This window comes from Agrobacterium vitis, assembly GCF_013337045.2.
In the GTDB taxonomy this organism is placed as follows: domain Bacteria; phylum Pseudomonadota; class Alphaproteobacteria; order Rhizobiales; family Rhizobiaceae; genus Allorhizobium; species Allorhizobium vitis_B.
Genome location: NZ_CP118259.1, coordinates 1,486,031 through 1,503,688, shown reverse-complemented (window position 1 = coordinate 1,503,688; position 17,658 = coordinate 1,486,031). Strand labels below are relative to the sequence as shown.

The window sequence follows — 17,658 nt, the reverse complement described above, 5'->3', positions numbered from 1 at the left end:
AGAACAAAGAAAGAACATTTTTGCTCTAGATTCTTCGCTGTGGATTACAGGCGATCTGGCTGCCCTTAATCGACAGGGATAGGATAAGGTTAAAATTGATTGGATTTGTAAGCCGCCCCATGGTGGCAGCGAGGTGAGTATCATGGCTGGAAGCGTCAACAAGGTTATTTTGATCGGCAATCTGGGCGCCGACCCGGAAATCCGCCGTACCCAGGACGGTAAGCCGATTGCCAACCTGCGCATCGCCACGTCCGAATCCTGGCGCGACCGTAACTCCGGCGAGCGCAAGGAAAAGACCGAATGGCACAGCGTGGTGATCTTCAATGAAGGTCTCTGCAAGGTGGCCGAACAATATCTGAAGAAGGGTGCGACCGTTTATATCGAGGGCCAGCTTCAGACCCGCAAATGGCAGGACCAGAACGGCAATGACCGTTACTCGACGGAAATCGTCCTCCAGGGCTTCAATTCGACACTGACCATGCTCGGTGGCCGTGGCGAAGGTGGCGGTGCTGCCCGTGGTGGCAGCGATTTCGGCGGCGGCGGTGGTGGTTACGACGATTACGGCTCGGCCCCGGCCCGCAGCGGCGGCGCATCCTCCTCGGGCGGTGGTCGCGGTGCCAGCGCGCCATCGGGCGGCTTCTCCCGCGATATGGACGATGATATTCCGTTCTGATCGGCAGGATCATCGATTTTTTTGACGTGATCGGAGGGGTAAATGCCGGAAGACGAAATCAAACGCAGACCATCGCAATGGCGGATTATCCTCGCTTTCATACTTGATCTGTTCAGTTCATTCTTCGTCCTGGGCTATATCGTCGGGTATCTGAGCGGCGGTTTGACTCCGGATGGCTTTCAGTTGAACGGCTTACCCGCTTTCATCATGTTTGCTTTGGTTATCGCCTATTTTGTCGTGTTCAATCGATTTCTGGGCGGTACGATCTGGAAACGGATATTGCGGGCGAACTATTAGAAAATGTCCGTCCTAAACGCCTTTGAAGGTTCCGATCTTGCAATGGCGATGCTTTCATCGCCATTGCATAGGGCCTCAGAGATGAAATGCCGCCTTAATGCCGTCAACGACAAATTGAACGGATAGGGCGGCCAGGATGACGCCGAGCAGGCGGGTCAGGATGGCCCGCCCGGTGATGCCCAGAAAGCGATCGAGCCGATCGGCGATCACCAGGGCCAGCAGTACGACGCCAATGCACAGTCCGATGACCAGGATCAGTTCCGTGCGCTCGACCGGGCCGGGCAAGGCGCCAGCCAGCAGGATGGTGGCGGAAATGGCGCCAGGGCCAGCGATGAGCGGCAAAGCCAGCGGGAAGACGGCGATATTGTGCATGTGATCGCGGGTAATCGCGTCTTCCGAGGTCTTTTCCTTACGCTCCTGGCGTTTTTCGAAAATCATCTCGAAAGCGATGGCAAACAGCATCAACCCACCCGCGATACGGAACGCGCCGATGGAGATACCAAGCGCTTCAAGAATGCTGGCGCCGAATACAGCAAAGACCGCCAGGATGCCAAAGGCGATGGCCGCGCCACGCAAGGCCACTTGTTTGCGTTGCTGCCGGGTCATGCCCCGGGTCAGACCAAGAAACAGCGGTGCCAGACCCGGCGGGTCGAGCGTCACCAACAGGGTGGTGAAGGCATTGAGGAGAAGTTCGACATTGGTCATGGATGTTCTCCTGTTTCTGTTTGGATAAAGGCCGCAGGTTGCGTGAAACTGGGGCGCGAGAGAATCCTCTACCATATCCTGGCCGTTGGAGAGTGATTTCCGGCGCGTGGAGGCAAGGTCAAGCCACCAGTGGCGGTCATTCGGGCAGATAGCAGCCCAGGGCTCAAGAAATGCCTTGTCATAGCCGCAAAAGCCTGTTCAAAACCTCCCAGCAAATTGGCGCGGAAAGGGGCTTTCCGCTATAAAATCCCTAGTGATTCTAACAGGCGTGACCCGTTTTGACTGAGCAAAGCACACCCGGCGGTAAAATGCCGTCCGATATCGAACCCATTTCGATCATGACGGAAATGCAGCGGTCGTATCTCGATTACGCGATGAGCGTTATCGTTAGCCGCGCACTTCCCGATGTCCGCGATGGTTTGAAGCCCGTTCATCGTCGCATCCTGTTTGGCATGTCCGAACTGGGTATCGACTGGAATAAGAAATATGTGAAATGCGCCCGTGTAACCGGCGACGTGATGGGTAAATTCCATCCGCACGGCAATTCGGCGATCTATGATGCGCTGGCCCGTATGGCGCAGGATTGGTCGTTGCGGCTGCCGCTGATCGACGGTCAGGGCAATTTCGGTTCCATCGACGGCGATCCGCCAGCGGCGGAACGCTATACCGAGTGCCGCCTGCAAAAGGCTGCGCATTCGCTGCTGGACGATCTGGACAAGGACACGGTCGATTTTCGTGACAACTACGATGGCACGCTGTCCGAGCCTGTCGTCGTGCCAGCGAAATTTCCCAATCTTCTCGTCAATGGCGCCGGCGGTATCGCGGTCGGCATGGCGACGAATATTCCGCCGCACAATCTGGTCGAAGTCATCAATGGCTGTATCGCGCTGATTGAAAACCCGGCTATCGAATTGCCGGAACTGATGCAGATCATTCCAGGCCCAGACTTTCCGACCGGTGCGCTGATTCTTGGCCGTAGCGGTATTCGCTCGGCCTATGAGACCGGACGTGGCTCTGTAATCATGCGCGGCGTGGCGCGAATTGAGCCAATGCGTGGCGACCGCGAACAGATCATCATTACCGAGATTCCGTATCAGGTGAACAAGTCCACGATGATCGAGAAAATGGCCGAATTGGTGCGTGATAAGCGCATCGAGGGCATTTCCGATCTACGGGACGAATCCGACCGCCAGGGCTACCGCGTCGTGGTCGAGTTGAAGCGTGACGCCAATGCGGACGTGATCCTCAACCAGCTCTACCGCTACACGCCGCTGCAAAGCTCGTTCGGCTGCAACATGGTGGCGCTGAATGGCGGCAAGCCGGAACAGTTGACGCTGCTCGATATGCTACGGGCTTTCGTCAGCTTCCGCGAGGAGGTTATTAGCCGGCGAACGAAGTATCTGTTGCGCAAGGCGCGTGACCGCGCCCATGTGCTGGTTGGTCTCGCCATTGCCGTTGCCAATATCGATGAAGTCATCCGGTTGATCCGCCAGGCGCCGGACCCGCAGACGGCGCGTGAGCAGTTGATGGAACGCCGCTGGCCGGCTTCCGACGTGGAAAGCCTGATCCGGCTGATCGATGATCCGCGCCACAGGATCAACGAGGACAATACCTATAACCTGTCGGAAGAGCAGGCTCGCGCCATCCTCGAATTGCGTCTTGCCCGCCTGACAGCTCTTGGTCGCGACGAAATCGACGAGGAATTGAACAAGATCGGGGCGGAAATCTCCGATTATCTCGATATTTTGTCGTCTCGGACCCGAATTCAGACCATTGTTGTCGATGAGCTTGTCGCGGTTCGCGACGAGTTTGGCACGCCACGCCGCAGCCAGATCATGGAGGGCGGCCCTGACATGGACGATGAGGATCTCATCGCCCGTGAAGACATGGTGGTGACCGTTTCGCATCTTGGCTATATCAAGCGCGTTCCGCTGGTCACCTATCGCGCCCAGCGTCGCGGCGGCAAGGGCCGCTCCGGCATGGCGACACGGGACGAGGATTTCGTTACCCGGCTATTTGTTGCCAATACCCACACACCGGTTCTGTTCTTCTCGTCACGCGGAATCGTTTATAAGGAGAAGGTCTGGCGTCTGCCGATCGGCACGCCACAGTCGCGCGGCAAGGCGCTGATCAACATGCTGCCACTGGAGCCAGGTGAGCGGATCACCACGATCATGCCGCTGCCCGAGGATGAGGCAAGCTGGGATAATCTCGACGTAATGTTCTCGACAACGCGGGGCACGGTGCGCCGTAACAAGTTGAGCGACTTCGTCCAGGTCAACCGCAATGGCAAGATCGCCATGAAGCTCGAAGAAGAGGGTGATGAGATTCTCTCCGTCGAGACCTGCACGATTGACGACGATGTGCTGCTGACCACGGCTTTGGGCCAGGCGATCCGCTTCCCTGTCGATGAAGTCAGGGTGTTTGCCGGTCGCAACTCCATCGGCGTTCGCGGCATTTCCTTGCAGCCGAATGACCGAATCATCTCGATGACCATCTTGAGCCATGTCGATGCCGAGCCATGGCAGCGCGCGGCCTATCTGAAGCGTTCTGCTACCGAGCGCCGCGCAAGTGGCGTGGATGAGGACGACATCGCATTGGTTGGTGAAGAGGTGGGTGAAATCGGCGATCTGACCGAAGAGCGTTATCAGGAGCTGAAGGCACGCGAACAATTCGTGCTGACGATCTCCGAACGCGGCATCGGCAAGCGCTCGTCGTCCTACGATTTCCGCACATCTGGCCGTGGCGGCAAGGGCATTCGTGCCACCGACACGTCGAAGACGGCAGAAATCGGTCAGCTGGTTGCTGCCTTCCCGGTCGAAGACAAGGACCAGATCATGCTGGTCTCGGATGGTGGTCAGTTGATCCGCGTGCCAGTCGATGGCATTCGCATCGCCAGCCGCGCCACCAAGGGCGTGACGATCTTCAACACCGCCAAGGACGAAAAGGTCGTCTCGGTCGAGCGTATCAATGAGCCGGAAGGCGAAGAGGATGGCGAGATCGGTGCAGAGACCAGCGCCGACAACGGTGTCGCCACCGATACGGCGACGCCGGATGAGAGCGCGACCTAACAGTCCGTCCAAGAATAGCCGCTGGCCGTCTGCAAATGGCAATTTCTGCGCTTCCGGTACTCACGTACGTTAAGTACGCTCCGTTCCGGTTCTCGAAATCACCATTTTCGCCAGGCCAGCAGCAATTCTTGAACAGACTGTAAGGGATATCGTTCAGGTTAAAAATCAGAAGGCCATGGCGTTATCAGCGCCATGGCCTTCTGCATTCTAATAATATTTGTAACAGCATCTGCCCTGCGCTCGTTTTTTAGATGCAGAACATCCCTTCATGCTGGGCGTAACGTGCGCAGCCGGAGCGCGTTGGTCAGCACAAAGACACTGGACAGTCCCATCGCACCGGCGGCGAAGATCGGCGATAGCAATGTTCCATTGACGGGGTAGAGCAGACCAGCCGCCAGCGGGATCAGCAGGACATTGTAGGCAAAGGCCCAGAACAGGTTCTGGCCGATATTGCGGATCACCGCCTTGCTTATTGCGATGGCACGGGCCACGCCTTGCAAGTCACCGGACATCAGCACGACATCGGCGCTTTCGATGGCGATATCGGAGCCAGTGCCAACTGCGATGCCGATATCGGCGGAAGACAGGGCCGGGGCATCGTTGATGCCATCGCCAACGAAGGCGAGCTTGCTTCCATCCCTGCGAAGACCGGCAATCGCCGCCACCTTACCGTCGGGCAGAACTTCGGCAATCACCGTATCGATGCCGAGCCGGGCGGCGATGGCCTCGGCGGTGCGGCGGTTATCGCCGCTGATCATCGCCACTTTGAGGCCGATGTCGTGCAAGGCGCGGATTGCCGCCGGTGTGCTTGCCTTGATCGGGTCGGCGACCGCCATCAGAGCTGCGGCTTTGCCATCAATCGCCAGATAGAGCGGGGTTTTTGCTTCCAAACCGAGCCGTTCGGCGTCCTCGGCAAATGCGGAGAGATCGATGCCATGCCGGGTCAGCGCCCGGTCGGCACCAACAAGCACCTGATGGCCGGAGACGATGCCGGTGATACCGTAGCCTGGCTCTGCGACAACATCGGTTGCGATCTGGTGAGGCGCTTGTTCAGCCTCGGAAGCGGCCAGGACGGCTTTGGCAATCGGGTGTTCGGAGCGCGCCTCAAGGCTGGCTGCAAAGGACAGGATGTCGGCACGGGAAAAGCCGTCTGCCGCCACCAGATCGGTCAGTTCCGGCCTGCCTTCGGTCAGCGTGCCGGTCTTGTCGAGAGCGACGATCGTGACATCGCGCAGGCTTTGCAAGGCTTCGCCCTTGCGAAACAATACGCCCAATTCGGCAGCGCGGCCGGTGCCAACCATGATCGAGGTTGGAGTGGCCAGCCCCATGGCGCAGGGGCAGGCGATGATCAACACTGCAACCGCATTGACCAGCGCATAGCTGAGCGCAGGCGCAGGGCCGAACAACAGCCAGACAATGAAGGTGAGCAGAGCCGCCACGATCACAGCTGGAACGAACCAGCCGGTTATCCGGTCCACCATGCCCTGGATCGGCAGTTTTGAGCCTTGGGCGGTTTCCACCATACGGATGATCTGGGAGAGAAGCGTGTCGGCGCCGACTTTGGTGGCGCGAAACCGAAACGCGCCATTCTTGTTGATCGTACCGCCGGTCACCGTGTCGCCATCCGCCTTTTCCACCGGTACCGGTTCGCCTGAAATCATCGATTCGTCGATAAAGGAGCGGCCTTCGATCACCACGCCATCGACGGGAAGTCTTTCGCCGGGGCGGATGTCCAAGATATCGCCGACGATAACGGCGGCAATGTCGAGATCAACAGGCCTGCCCTCCCGGATTACCCGCGCGGTTTTGGGGCTGAGGCCGATCAGCCGTTTGATGGCGTCGCTGGTCCGGCCTTTGGCACGGCTTTCCAGCGTGCGCCCGAGCAGCACCAGGGTGACGATAACGGCTGCCGCCTCATAATAGACATTGACGGTACCTTGCGGCATCAGCCCCGGCGTGAACGTGGCAACCAGCGAATAGCCATAGGCGGCGGATGCGCCCAGCACCACCAGCGAGTTCATATCTGGATGAAGGCGAATGAGGTTTGGCACACCACGGCGAAAGAATGTGAGGCCGGGACCAAACAGCACCAGCCCGGCCAGCAAGGCCTGAAGCACCCAACTGGTCTGCATGCCAAGCGTGTTCATCACCCAGGAATGCAGGGCGGGAATGAGGTGCGAGCCCATTTCAATGATGAAGACCGGAAGGGTCAGGAGAAAGGCAATCACAGTCATCCGCGTCAAGCGATGTGTCTCATCCGCACGCCGGTCGGGCAGGGGGTCGGGGGCGGATAGCCCTTCCGGGCTGGCTGGCTTGCGAACATGATAACCGGCCTGTTCCACGGCAGCGACGAGGGCCTGCCTATCCGTCTCTGCGGTGACGGTCACAGTGGCGCGTTCGGTTGCCAGATTGACCGCAGCTAAACTGACGCCCGGCACGGCGGCCAAGGCTTTTTCCACGCGCCGCACACAGGAGGCGCAGTTCATGCCATCTATGTCTAATTCCTGGGTCTCGATACGCGGCGCATAACCGGCCTGTTGAATGGCTGCCAGCACGGCGGCGAGATCCGGCTGCTGCGAAAACTGCACGCTGGCCTTTTCACTGGCCAAATTGACCGAGGCAGACGATACGCCCGGCACGGCGGCAATCGCCTTTTCGACCCGCCGCACGCAAGAGGCGCAATTCATGCCATCGATGGCGATGGTGGTTTCATGGGTGTTGGTGGCATTCATCGGTCTGGTTCCTATCCGGCTGCCAGCCATAGATAAGGCTTCCCACCATGGGAAGGTCAAGGCGTGAGCTGGAGAAATCTCATCGTAGCGAGGGCTGCTGTTTGAGGCGCATCGCCGCAGCTTGACTTAAGTCAAGGTTACAAAGGGCGGGACGTGAAAAACCTCTGATAACGAGAGGTGCCGTCATGAATAGCAATGGGATAGAAACACGACCGGATGTCGAGCGTTTCACCGCCGAGCCAGTGAATTCCGCCAAAATTCGCAGGCCACTCTATGAAGCGCGCAAGAAGATCTTTCCAAAGCGCGCTTCGGGCCGTTTCCGGCAGTTTAAATGGCTGATCATGGCCATAACACTTGGGATCTACTATCTCACGCCCTGGCTGCGCTGGGATCGCGGTGCCTATGCCCCGGATCAGGCGGTGCTGATCGATCTGGCGCATCGGCGCTTCTACTTCTTCTTTATCGAGATTTGGCCACAGGAGTTTTTCTTTGTCGCGGGCCTGCTGGTCATGGCGGGGTTTGGCCTGTTCCTGGTCACGTCGGCGGTCGGGCGCGCCTGGTGCGGCTATACCTGTCCGCAGACGGTCTGGGTCGACCTGTTTCTGGTGGTCGAGCGCTTTCTGGAAGGCGACCGCAATGCCCGCATCAAGCTGGACAGCGCGCCGTGGAGCCCGTCCAAGATCTGGAAACGAGGTGCCAAGCATCTCACCTGGATCATCATCGGTGTGCTGACCGGCGGCGCGTGGATCTTCTATTTCGCCGACGCGCCGAGCCTCCTGAAGGAGTTCGTCACCGGTCAGGCCGCGGGCGTTGCCTATGTCACGGTCGCCATCCTCACCGCCACGACCTATGTGTTCGGCGGGCTGATGCGCGAGCAGGTCTGCATCTATATGTGTCCATGGCCGCGCATTCAGGGCGCCATGCTGGACGAAAAGTCGCTGGTCGTAACCTATAATGACTGGCGCGGCGAGCCACGGACCCGCCATGCCAAGAAAGCCGCCGCAGCCGGTGAGAGCGTCGGCGATTGTGTCGATTGCAATGCCTGCGTGGTGGTCTGTCCGATGGGCATCGACATCCGCGAAGGCCAGCAGTTGGAATGCATCACCTGCGCGCTTTGTATCGATGCCTGCGATGGGGTTATGGATAAGCTTGCCAAGCCGCGTGGGCTGATCGCCTATGCGACACTGGAGGAATATCAGTCCAATATGGCGCTGGCGACCGATAGTGGCACCCGGCCAATCGATCCCGACCGGGTTCGCAAGACCGATGGCAGCTTTGTCGATTCCATCAGGCATTTCGATTGGCGGGTGATTTTCCGGCCCCGGACCCTGCTTTATACAGCCTTCTGGTCCGCCGTCGGCGGCGGCCTGTTGTTTGCGTTGATGACCCGCGACCGGCTGGACATTAACGTGCTGCATGACCGCAATCCACAATATGTGCTGGAATCGAATGGCGCGATCCGAAACGGCTATACGGTGCGGCTGCTCAACATGATCCCGCAACCGCGCGACCTGACGGTGACGCTGGACGGCCTTCCTGATGCCACCATGAAGGTCAACGGCATGCAGGACCAGCCAAGTCGGTCGATGACCGTTACGGCAGAACCGGATGAGGCGACCACGCTGAAAATCTACGTCACGCTTGCCGGTCGTGACGTGAGGGAGGCTTCCGAGCCATTCCGCTTTATCGTCAGCGATCCGAATTCCAACGAGCAAGCCATCTACAAGGCGACATTTAACGGCCCCGGCAACGGATCTGGAGAGAAGAAATGAGTGCTGACAGCCCTAAAACCTTCACGTTCACAGGCTGGCATATGCTGGCAACGATCTGCTCCTTCTTTGGGGTGATCATCACGGTCAACCTGACCATGGCCTGGTATGCGGGCCATAGCTGGAGTGGCATGGTGGTGCAAAACACCTATGTCGCCAGCCAGCAATTCAACGACACGACGGCGCAAATCCGCAAGCTGCTGGATACCGGCATTCAGGGGACGATGACGATAAAGCAGGGCGCAATTGCCTATGATCTCGCCATTCCCGGCAAGGGCCCTGTCATTGCCGATCAGGTGGTCGCCAATTTCAAGCGCCCGGTTGGTGAGCATCAGGATTTCACTGTCATGCTGAAGCCAGCCGGTCCCGGACACTTCACCGGCGATCATCCTGTCGATGATGGCCATTGGATCGTCGAGACCATTGCAACGCGTGACGGGCAGCTGGTCATGCATGAAGCCAACCGGATGGCAGTTATCGGGGGTGAAAAATGAGTTGCTGCGCGGCGGGCTCGGAAGCGGCCCTCGACCTGGAACGCTCAGGGGCGCTGCTGCCATCCTCGGAGGAAATCCGGCTGGCAAGCCGGGATCTGGGCGAGGGATTGACCCAGGTGGATTTCAGCGTACCCGGCGTCTATTGCGGCGCCTGCATCACCAAAATCGAGACAGCCTTAAAACGTCTGCCTGCCGTCGAGCGAGCCCGCGTCAACCTCTCCACCCGGCGTGTCGGTGTCGTCTGGCGGGCAAGGATTGCGGAGGAGGGGCCGTTCATCGACAGACAAGCAGGCCCGATTCTGTGCGATAGCGGCTTCGATCCGGTGGAGCTTGCGCGCACCATTGCATCAGTCGGCTATAGCTGCCACTTGTTCACGCCGCAGGATCTGGCGTCCGATCTGCTGTTGAAGCAATTGATCCGGGCGGTTGCCGTCACAGGCTTTGCCGCCACCAATATCATGCTGCTGTCGGTCTCCGTCTGGTCCGGAGCGGATGCATCGACGCGGGATCTGTTCCACTGGATTTCGGCACTGATTGCCGCCCCGGCCCTGATCTATGGCGGGCGGTTCTTCTATCAATCGGCCTGGACTGCGCTGCGGCACCGGCGCACCAATATGGATGTGCCGATTGCCATTGGCATCTCGCTTTCCTATTTTTCCTCGCTGTGGGAAACCATTCATCACGGCGAACATGCCTATTTCGATGCAACGGCGTCGCTGCTGTTTTTCCTGCTGATCGGCCGGGCGCTGGACCATATGATGCGCGACCGCGCCCGTTCGGCTATCAGCGGCCTGGCGCGGCTCAATCCGCGCGGCGCCACCGTTGTCGGCGCAGACGGCAGCCGGGAATATCGGCTAGTCGATGACATCAAGGTTGGCGAGCATGTCGCCATCTCCGCTGGCGAGCGTATAGCGCTTGATGGCACCGTCATCGCCGGGACCAGCGATCTCGATGTCTCCATCGTCAATGGTGAAAGTGCGCCGCAAACCGTCGGACCTGGCGATGCCGTGCAGGCGGGAACGCTGAGCCTCACCGGATCGCTGACGGTCAAGGCGACTGCACAGGCACGCGATTCCTTCCTGTCGGAAATCATCCGGCTGATGGAGGCGGCAGAAGGTGGCAAGGCGCATTATCGCCGCATCGCCGACCGCGCCTCGCAGCTTTATGCGCCTGTCGTTCATCTGCTGGCTCTCACCTCCTTCATTGTCTGGGGGCTTTATGACGGCGACTGGAAACATGCGCTGATGGTGGCGATTGCCGTGCTGATCATTACCTGCCCTTGCGCATTGGGTCTGGCCGTGCCGGTCGTGCAGGTGGTGGCAGCCGGAAAACTGTTCCAGCGCGGCATCATGGTCAAGGACGGCTCGGCCATGGAGCGCCTGGCCAAGGTGGATGCCGTCGCCTTCGACAAAACCGGCACGCTGACGCTTGGCCGTCCCATGCCCGTCGATATCAACAGGGCCAGTCCCGGCATGATCTCCATCGCCGCCGGGCTTGCGGCTCATTCCCGTCATCCGCTGTCACAGTCCCTGTGGCGCAGCGCCTCGTCCAATTACGCAGCCGGGGCAATCCGCAATTTCTCCGGTGTGACGGAAATTCCGGGTAGCGGCGTTGAGGCCGACGCGCCGGAAGGGCGCTACCGGCTCGGAAACCGCCGCTTTGCACTCGGCTCTGGCGAGGGTGAGGCCGATGGTCCGGCTCTGTCAGAAGTCATTCTTTCGCTGAATGGTTACAGTCTCGGCTGTTTCCGCTTCGAAGACAGCCTTCGCCCCAGTGCGGCGGAGGTTATTGCCGGGCTTCAAACTGAAGGCATGAGGGTCACAATCCTGTCGGGAGACAGGAGGCCGGTGGTGAATGCGCTTGCGGCACGGCTTGGTGTGGATGCGGCAGAGGCGGAGCTTTCGCCATCCGGCAAGGCAAAATTTTGCGCGTCAGCGGACGAGGCCGGGCAGCATCTGCTGATGGTGGGCGATGGCATTAATGACGCGCCGGCGCTATCGGCAGCCTATGTCTCCATGGCACCGGCCACCGCCGCCGATGTCGGGCGCCAAGCCGCCGACTTTGTCTTCATGCATGATGGGCTCGATGCCGTGCCTTTCGCCATAAACGTCTCCCGCCGGGCAGGGCAGTTGATCCGCGAGAATTTCGTGCTGGCAATCGGCTATAACGTGCTGGCCGTGCCGGTCGCGTTGCTGGGCTATGCCACGCCGCTGATTGCCGCAGTCGCCATGTCGACCTCCTCGATCATCGTGGTCGCCAATGCGCTGCGGCTAAACGGGTTGGGCGGATTTACCCGCAAGACTGATGCTCATGCCCTTCAACCGGCATCAAACCGCAAACCGCTGGGAATAGCCGCATGAACATGCTGATCTATCTTATTCCTATCGCCTTGTTGATGGGCGGCATCGGCCTTGCCGCCTTTCTCTGGTCGCTGAAAAGCGGCCAATATGAGGATATGGATGGCGCGGCGTGGCGGGTGATCACCGACGACGACGACCATCCCTGATCATTGATCTGCCAATCATTTATGCATCTGCCGTCACACATCCTTGTCCATGCCGTTTCATGTTGCATCTTGCTCCCCTGCCAAAGGAGTGCCAAAACAGCGCTGTCGTTTTTGGTTGAATGAAATGGAGCATGGTTATGCAGCAGGCGGAAATCGGACTGATCGGCCTTGGCGTTATGGGATCGAACCTGGCGCTCAATATTGCCGAGAAAGGCAACCGCATCGCGGTCTTCAACCGGACACCGGCGCGCACGCATGAATTCATCGGCGAGGCCGGCGACCTTGCTGGCAATATTATCGGCTGCGATACGATTGAGGAGTTTGTCGCCGCCATTCGCCCGCCACGCCCGATCATCATCATGATCAAGGCCGGTGACGCAGTCGATCAGCAGATGGAATTGCTGAAGCCGCATCTTTCGGCCAATGACATCATGATCGATGCGGGCAATGCCAATTTCCGCGACACGATCCGCCGGTTCGACAATCTGAAGGATAGCGGCCTGACCTTTATCGGCATGGGCGTTTCCGGTGGTGAAGAAGGTGCCCGTCACGGCCCTTCGATCATGGTTGGTGGTCTGGAAGAAAGCTGGAAGCGGGTCGAGAAGGTTCTCACCTCGATTTCCGCCAAGTTCAATGGCGACCCCTGCGTGGCCTGGCTCGGCAACGATGGAGCCGGTCATTTCGTCAAGACCATCCATAATGGTATCGAATATGCCGATATGCAGATGATTGCCGAAATCTACGGCATCCTGCGTGATGGACTTGGCATGTCGGCCAGCGAAATCGGCGATGTATTCGGCCAGTGGAACAAGGGTCGCCTGAATTCCTACCTGATCGAAATCTCAGAAAAGGTGCTGAAGGCCAAGGACCCGATTACAGGCAATCCGATGGTAGACGTCATCGTCGATGCCGCAGGCCAGAAAGGCACCGGCAAATGGTCGGTGATCGAAGCGCAGAATCTCGGCGTGGCCGCGACCGGCATTGAGGCTGCTGTGGCGGGACGTGTCCTGTCGTCGCAAAAGCAGGAGCGCGTTGCGGCGGAAGCAATTTTCGGCCTGCCGAAGCCCACCGAAAAGCCCCATGATGGCATGGCTTTCCTGGCCGATCTGGAAAGCGCATTGCTGGCGGCAAAAATCGCTGCCTATGCCCAGGGCTTCGCTGTGATGGCTGCTGCCTCCAAGGAATTCGGCTGGTCGCTGCCGATGCCGACGATTGCAAAAATCTGGCGCGAAGGCTGCATCATCCGCTCGCAATTCCTCGACGAGATCACCTCGGCCTTTACCAAGGATCCGGACGTGGCAAACCTGATCGTCACGCCCGCCTTCTCGAAAATGGTCAAGGATAGCGATGCAGCACTTCGCCGCGTCGTCTCCTATGCAGCGCTTTCCGGCCTGCCGGTTCCGGCCCTTTCCTCGGCGCTGTCCTACTTTGACAGCTACCGTCGCGGTCGCGGCACCGCCAACCTCATCCAGGCGCAGCGCGACTTCTTCGGCGCCCACGGTTTTGCGCGGGTGGACGGCAAGGATTATCCGCATGGCCCCTGGGGCAGCGGCGCGGCGATCTACTGATCCCGGCGGTTTTGCAATGAAAGTAATGCCTCGCTGCTTCACCGCAGCGGGGCTTTTTTGAGGGCATTGTTTCGATGAACGATCATCTTGTCATTCTGGGCAGTAAGGGCGGCCCTGCGATCCGCCCCGGCGGCCCCAATCCCACATCGATGCTGCTGACACTCGGCGGACGCCGCATTGTCGTCGATTGCGGCCTTGGCGTGACGCGCGGGGTGGTAGAGACTGGCATGTCGTTGAAAGAACTGGATCTTGTATTCATTACCCACCTCCATTCCGATCATGTATTGGAGCTTGGTGGGCTTCTCCATACGGCCTGGACGACGGGGCTTGCAGAGCCGGTGCTCGTCTATGGGCCTTTGGGCACGCAGCAGCTATGGCAGGGGTTTCTCGCCTCGCTTGACTATGACATCCGCACGCGAATCGAAGATGAGGGCAGGCCCGATCCGGCGGAATTGATCACCATCATCGAATATGGCGAAGGGCCGATTTTTGTCGAAAACGGCTTGACGGTGTCGGCATTGCGCGTTGACCATCCACCCGTGACGGAATGCTTTGCCCTGCGGTTTTGCTACGGCGAAAAATCGGTCGTGCTGTCGTCCGATACGGCCTATTTTCCGCCGCTGGCACAGTTTGCGGCTGGGACCGACATTCTCGTTCATGAGGCCATGTTGCCGGAGGGTGTGGACAACATCGTTGCCCGAACTGGCAATGGCGCTCGCCTGCGAGAGCATCTCTACGCGTCGCACACGCTTGCCGAAGATGCCGGACGGTTGGCAAATGCCGCGGGTGTGAAAAAGCTCGTGCTCAATCATCTCATTCCTGCCGATGATCCGGCTTTTGGCGAGGCGGATTGGCGCCGTGCGCTTTCTACCGCCTGGCATGGACCATTGGTCATCGCCCGTGACGGGGTTTGTATCCCGTTCTGATCAACGGCCAAGGCTCCTTTTGGCGGGTTATTGGTTCAGGACCACACAGGCTGGCTGATGCTTTGTAGCAGATGCGGCTCCACGCCATCGATGCTGGCAATCACCGCCTTGGCGAGTTCGCGTCCGGCCATCAACGCATCCTCATTGGCGGTGATGATTTCAGGACGTATCCATTTGAGGATCGGCACCGATTGCTTGGATACGAGATCAACATCCAGGCCCAGCCTCTTGTTCGCGGCATCAATCCCGGCGTTGACAGCGATCGCGGCGCTGCTGGAAGAGCAGATGATGCCGTCTGGAGCCTCTGGTGAGCGCATCAGTGCTTCTATCGCGTTGCGGATCTCTTCGAGCGATCCATCGATATTGACGGACACCGGCACTTCTTCGGCACCGGCCTTAAGGATGCCGGCCAAAAAGCCATCGCGGGTATGGCGGTAATAGGTCAGCTTGTCCGTCGGCGGCAATAAGGCGATCCGCTTGCGGCCACGCTCAGCCAGCCGCTCCACCGCCTGGCTGGCGAAGGCCTCATTGTCGAAATCGTGAAACGGGTGGATCAGACCGGATGCGGTGCGGCCATGGGCGGCAAATGGCATGCCGCGCTCTGTCAGCAGCTTGATACGGGCATCATCGGGTTCGGTGCGTGAAATGATCACCCCATCCGCAGAACCGGTATCGAGAATATAGCGGACCGGCTGCATCGGGTCTTTGCTGTGGGAATGAGGGGTGACAACGATATGGTAAGGCGTGCCTGACAGGACCTCCGAAATACCGAAAACCATCTGGCTGCTGAAACCCATGATTTCCTCATCGATGCTGAGCACCAGGGCGATGACATTGGTCTTGCCAGTGCGCAGACGCACCCCCGCACGGTTGGGCTGATAGCCCAATTGCCGCGCCACCATCCGCACCCGCTCTTTGGTATCGGCGCCGATATCCGGCGCATCCTTCAACGCGCGCGATACCGTGGTAATGCCGAGCCCGGTCAGAAAGGCAATGGTCTTGAGGGTAGGGCGTTCGCCCTTCCCTTCATGTGCCGCCCTTGCATGTGAGGCTTCGGTATGTGGGGCCGTTATCGGGCCTGGTCTTCGCTTATCATTCATGAAATGTCCGCCAGTAAAGTCTATTCCTACACTCCAATACTCAGTTTCGGCAAGGAGGCCTGTGACGGGAACTGTCACCGGATGAAAGGTCAATGCGATCCAAATTCTGAAACGATACAGTAGAAATGTCGAGAGCTAATTCGGGAGAATTTCTTGGATGAAATACAATCAATACAGGTATTGCATCACCTAAACCCATTTCGCATTTGCGAAGAAAAATCTATTTACTGATTGAAAACAGCCAGAATTGGCAGATTGCAGCGCAATAAATTCTGATTTTCAGGATGTTTTTCCGATTTATGGTGGGTGCAATTTCATACATAAAAAATCTGAATAAAAAAATTCTAATTCCCGGTTGCATCCCCGGGAGGATTGACTTAGGTTTTTCCGGCAACGTTTCAGTGAGGGAGGAGACTCAATGATAATTCGGTGCATTGCGGCTGCATTGGCAGCCACTGTGGCCTTGCCGCTCGGCATGGCCAGCGCGACCGATCTGGAAGTGACCCATTGGTGGACTTCGGGGGGAGAGGCGGCTGCGGTCAAGGAGCTGGCAAAGGCTTTTGACGCGACCGGCAACAAATGGATCGACGGCGCTATCGCCGGATCGGGCGGCACCGCCCGACCGATCATGATCAGCCGTATCACCGGTGGTGATCCGATGGGGGCGACCCAGTTCAACCATGGACGTCAGGCGCAAGAGCTCGTGGAAGCCGGTTTGATGCGTGATTTGACGGATGTGGCCACCAAGGAAAAGTGGAAAGAGGTCATCAAGCCAGCCAGCCTGCTCGACGGCTGCACTATTGACGGCAAGATCTATTGCGCTCCGGTCAACATTCATTCCTGGCAATGGCTCTGGTTGTCCAATGCCGCCTTCAAGAAGGCTGGTGTAGAAACTCCGAAGAACTGGAACGAGTTTGTTGCCGCAGCGCCAACCCTGCAAAAGGCAGGCATCCAGCCGTTGGCACTCGGCGGCCAGCCCTGGCAGGCCAGCGGGTTGTTCGACACGCTGCTGATTTCGCTCGGCGGGAAAGATCTTTATCTCAAGGTCTATAAGGACAAGGACGAAGCGACCATCAGCGGTCCCGAATTCGCGGCCATTTTCAAGGCTGCGGACGATGCCCGTAAGATGTCTAAGGGCAGCAATGTTCAGGATTGGAACCAGGCCACGAATATGGTGATTACCGGCAAGGCCGGTGGCCAGATCATGGGAGATTGGGCGCAGGGTGAATTCCAGCTGGCCGGACAGGTGGCGGGCAAGGATTATAGCTGCCTGCCGGGTCTCGGCCTCAACGGTTACCTGACGGCGGGCGGCGATGCCTTCTATTTCCCGCTGCTGAAGGACAAGGACAAGTCCAAGGCGCAGGAAGTCCTGGCATCGACCATCGTCGATCCGAAAACCCAGGTGGCCTTCAACCTGAAGAAAGGCTCGCTGCCAATTCGCGGCGATGTCGATCTGGGAACGGCCAATGACTGCATGAAGAAGGGGTTGGAAATTCTTGCCAAGGGCAATGTCCTGGCTAGTACCGACCAGCTTTTGTCAGCCGATACGCAAAAGCAGAAGGAGGACTTGTTTTCCGAATTCTTTGCCAATCCATCGATGACACCTGACGCCGCACAGAAGCGCTTGGCTGATATCATCAGCGACGCGGATTGAGCCTTCATGCTCCGGTATTTCAGCGTTTCATACAAACGGTGAAATGCTCCATCGCCTGGATTTTATGCATTTCTGGCGCGAAGCCATGGCGTTCACTCTTCGCCATGGCTTCCGGTTCCAATACCCTCCGGCTGAATTTTCCGGCTTTGGAGTGGATGGCTGT

13 protein-coding genes are annotated in these 17,658 nt (G+C 58.6%); 10 read left to right on the top strand and 3 right to left on the bottom strand.

Annotated features, from left to right (window positions below; all coding sequences use genetic code 11):
• The first annotated feature begins 142 nt into the window (after positions 1 to 142).
• Together G6L01_RS07070 and G6L01_RS07065 are read left to right on the top strand one after the other, a co-directional pair.
• Positions 143 to 673, top strand: a complete 531-nt coding sequence (locus tag G6L01_RS07070) for a single-stranded DNA-binding protein (protein WP_070164760.1) — start codon at positions 143 to 145, stop codon at positions 671 to 673.
• 42 nt (positions 674 to 715) lie between these two features.
• Entirely contained in the window at positions 716 to 970 is a 255-nt protein-coding gene (locus G6L01_RS07065; RefSeq protein WP_070164759.1) for an RDD family protein, read from the top strand.
• 75 nt (positions 971 to 1,045) lie between these two features.
• Here the strand turns inward: G6L01_RS07065 and G6L01_RS07060 are convergent, their stop codons facing one another.
• Entirely contained in the window at positions 1,046 to 1,675 is a 630-nt protein-coding gene (locus G6L01_RS07060; protein ID WP_071206385.1) for a MarC family protein, read from the bottom strand.
• A 278-nt stretch (positions 1,676 to 1,953) separates the two neighbouring features.
• On the opposite strand from G6L01_RS07060, the gene gyrA reads away from it, so the two are divergent.
• A complete protein-coding gene (gene gyrA / locus G6L01_RS07055; protein WP_070164757.1) occupies positions 1,954 to 4,746 on the top strand; it encodes a DNA gyrase subunit A in 2,793 nt (930 codons plus the stop codon).
• 266 nt (positions 4,747 to 5,012) lie between these two features.
• On the opposite strand, the gene G6L01_RS07050 is transcribed toward gyrA, so the two are convergent.
• Positions 5,013 to 7,478, bottom strand: coding sequence for a heavy metal translocating P-type ATPase (locus G6L01_RS07050; RefSeq protein ID WP_071206383.1), 2,466 nt, complete (start codon positions 7,476 to 7,478; stop codon positions 5,013 to 5,015).
• Between the two features lie 185 nt (positions 7,479 to 7,663).
• Here G6L01_RS07050 and ccoG point away from each other — a divergent pair, with 185 nt between their 5' ends.
• The 6 genes from ccoG to G6L01_RS07020 all read left to right on the top strand — a co-directional run bounded on the left by ccoG (position 7,664) and on the right by G6L01_RS07020 (position 14,741).
• On the top strand, positions 7,664 to 9,250 hold the full coding sequence (ccoG, locus tag G6L01_RS07045; protein WP_070164755.1) for a cytochrome c oxidase accessory protein CcoG: 1,587 nt from the start codon (positions 7,664 to 7,666) through the stop codon (positions 9,248 to 9,250).
• On the top strand, positions 9,247 to 9,741 hold the full coding sequence (locus G6L01_RS07040) for a FixH family protein (protein ID WP_015916123.1): 495 nt from the start codon (positions 9,247 to 9,249) through the stop codon (positions 9,739 to 9,741). Before ccoG ends, G6L01_RS07040 begins: the two co-directional genes overlap by 4 nt.
• Entirely contained in the window at positions 9,738 to 12,101 is a 2,364-nt protein-coding gene (locus G6L01_RS07035) for a cation-translocating P-type ATPase (protein WP_070164754.1), read from the top strand. Before G6L01_RS07040 ends, G6L01_RS07035 begins: the two co-directional genes overlap by 4 nt.
• Entirely contained in the window at positions 12,098 to 12,247 is a 150-nt protein-coding gene (gene ccoS / locus G6L01_RS07030) for a cbb3-type cytochrome oxidase assembly protein CcoS (RefSeq protein WP_015916125.1), read from the top strand. Before G6L01_RS07035 ends, ccoS begins: the two co-directional genes overlap by 4 nt.
• A gap of 137 nt (positions 12,248 to 12,384) precedes the next feature.
• Positions 12,385 to 13,815 (top strand): NADP-dependent phosphogluconate dehydrogenase, encoded by a 1,431-nt coding sequence (gndA, locus tag G6L01_RS07025; protein ID WP_070151056.1) that lies wholly within the window; start codon positions 12,385 to 12,387, stop codon positions 13,813 to 13,815.
• Positions 13,816 to 13,889: 74 nt separating this feature from the next.
• Positions 13,890 to 14,741, top strand: coding sequence for an MBL fold metallo-hydrolase (locus tag G6L01_RS07020; protein ID WP_070164752.1), 852 nt, complete (start codon positions 13,890 to 13,892; stop codon positions 14,739 to 14,741).
• A gap of 35 nt (positions 14,742 to 14,776) precedes the next feature.
• Here the strand turns inward: G6L01_RS07020 and G6L01_RS07015 are convergent, their stop codons facing one another.
• Positions 14,777 to 15,841, bottom strand: coding sequence for a LacI family transcriptional regulator (locus G6L01_RS07015; protein WP_156584037.1), 1,065 nt, complete (start codon positions 15,839 to 15,841; stop codon positions 14,777 to 14,779).
• 418 nt (positions 15,842 to 16,259) lie between these two features.
• On the opposite strand from G6L01_RS07015, the gene G6L01_RS07010 reads away from it, so the two are divergent.
• On the top strand, positions 16,260 to 17,495 hold the full coding sequence (locus tag G6L01_RS07010) for an ABC transporter substrate-binding protein (protein WP_070164751.1): 1,236 nt from the start codon (positions 16,260 to 16,262) through the stop codon (positions 17,493 to 17,495).
• The last annotated feature ends 163 nt before the right edge of the window (positions 17,496 to 17,658 follow it).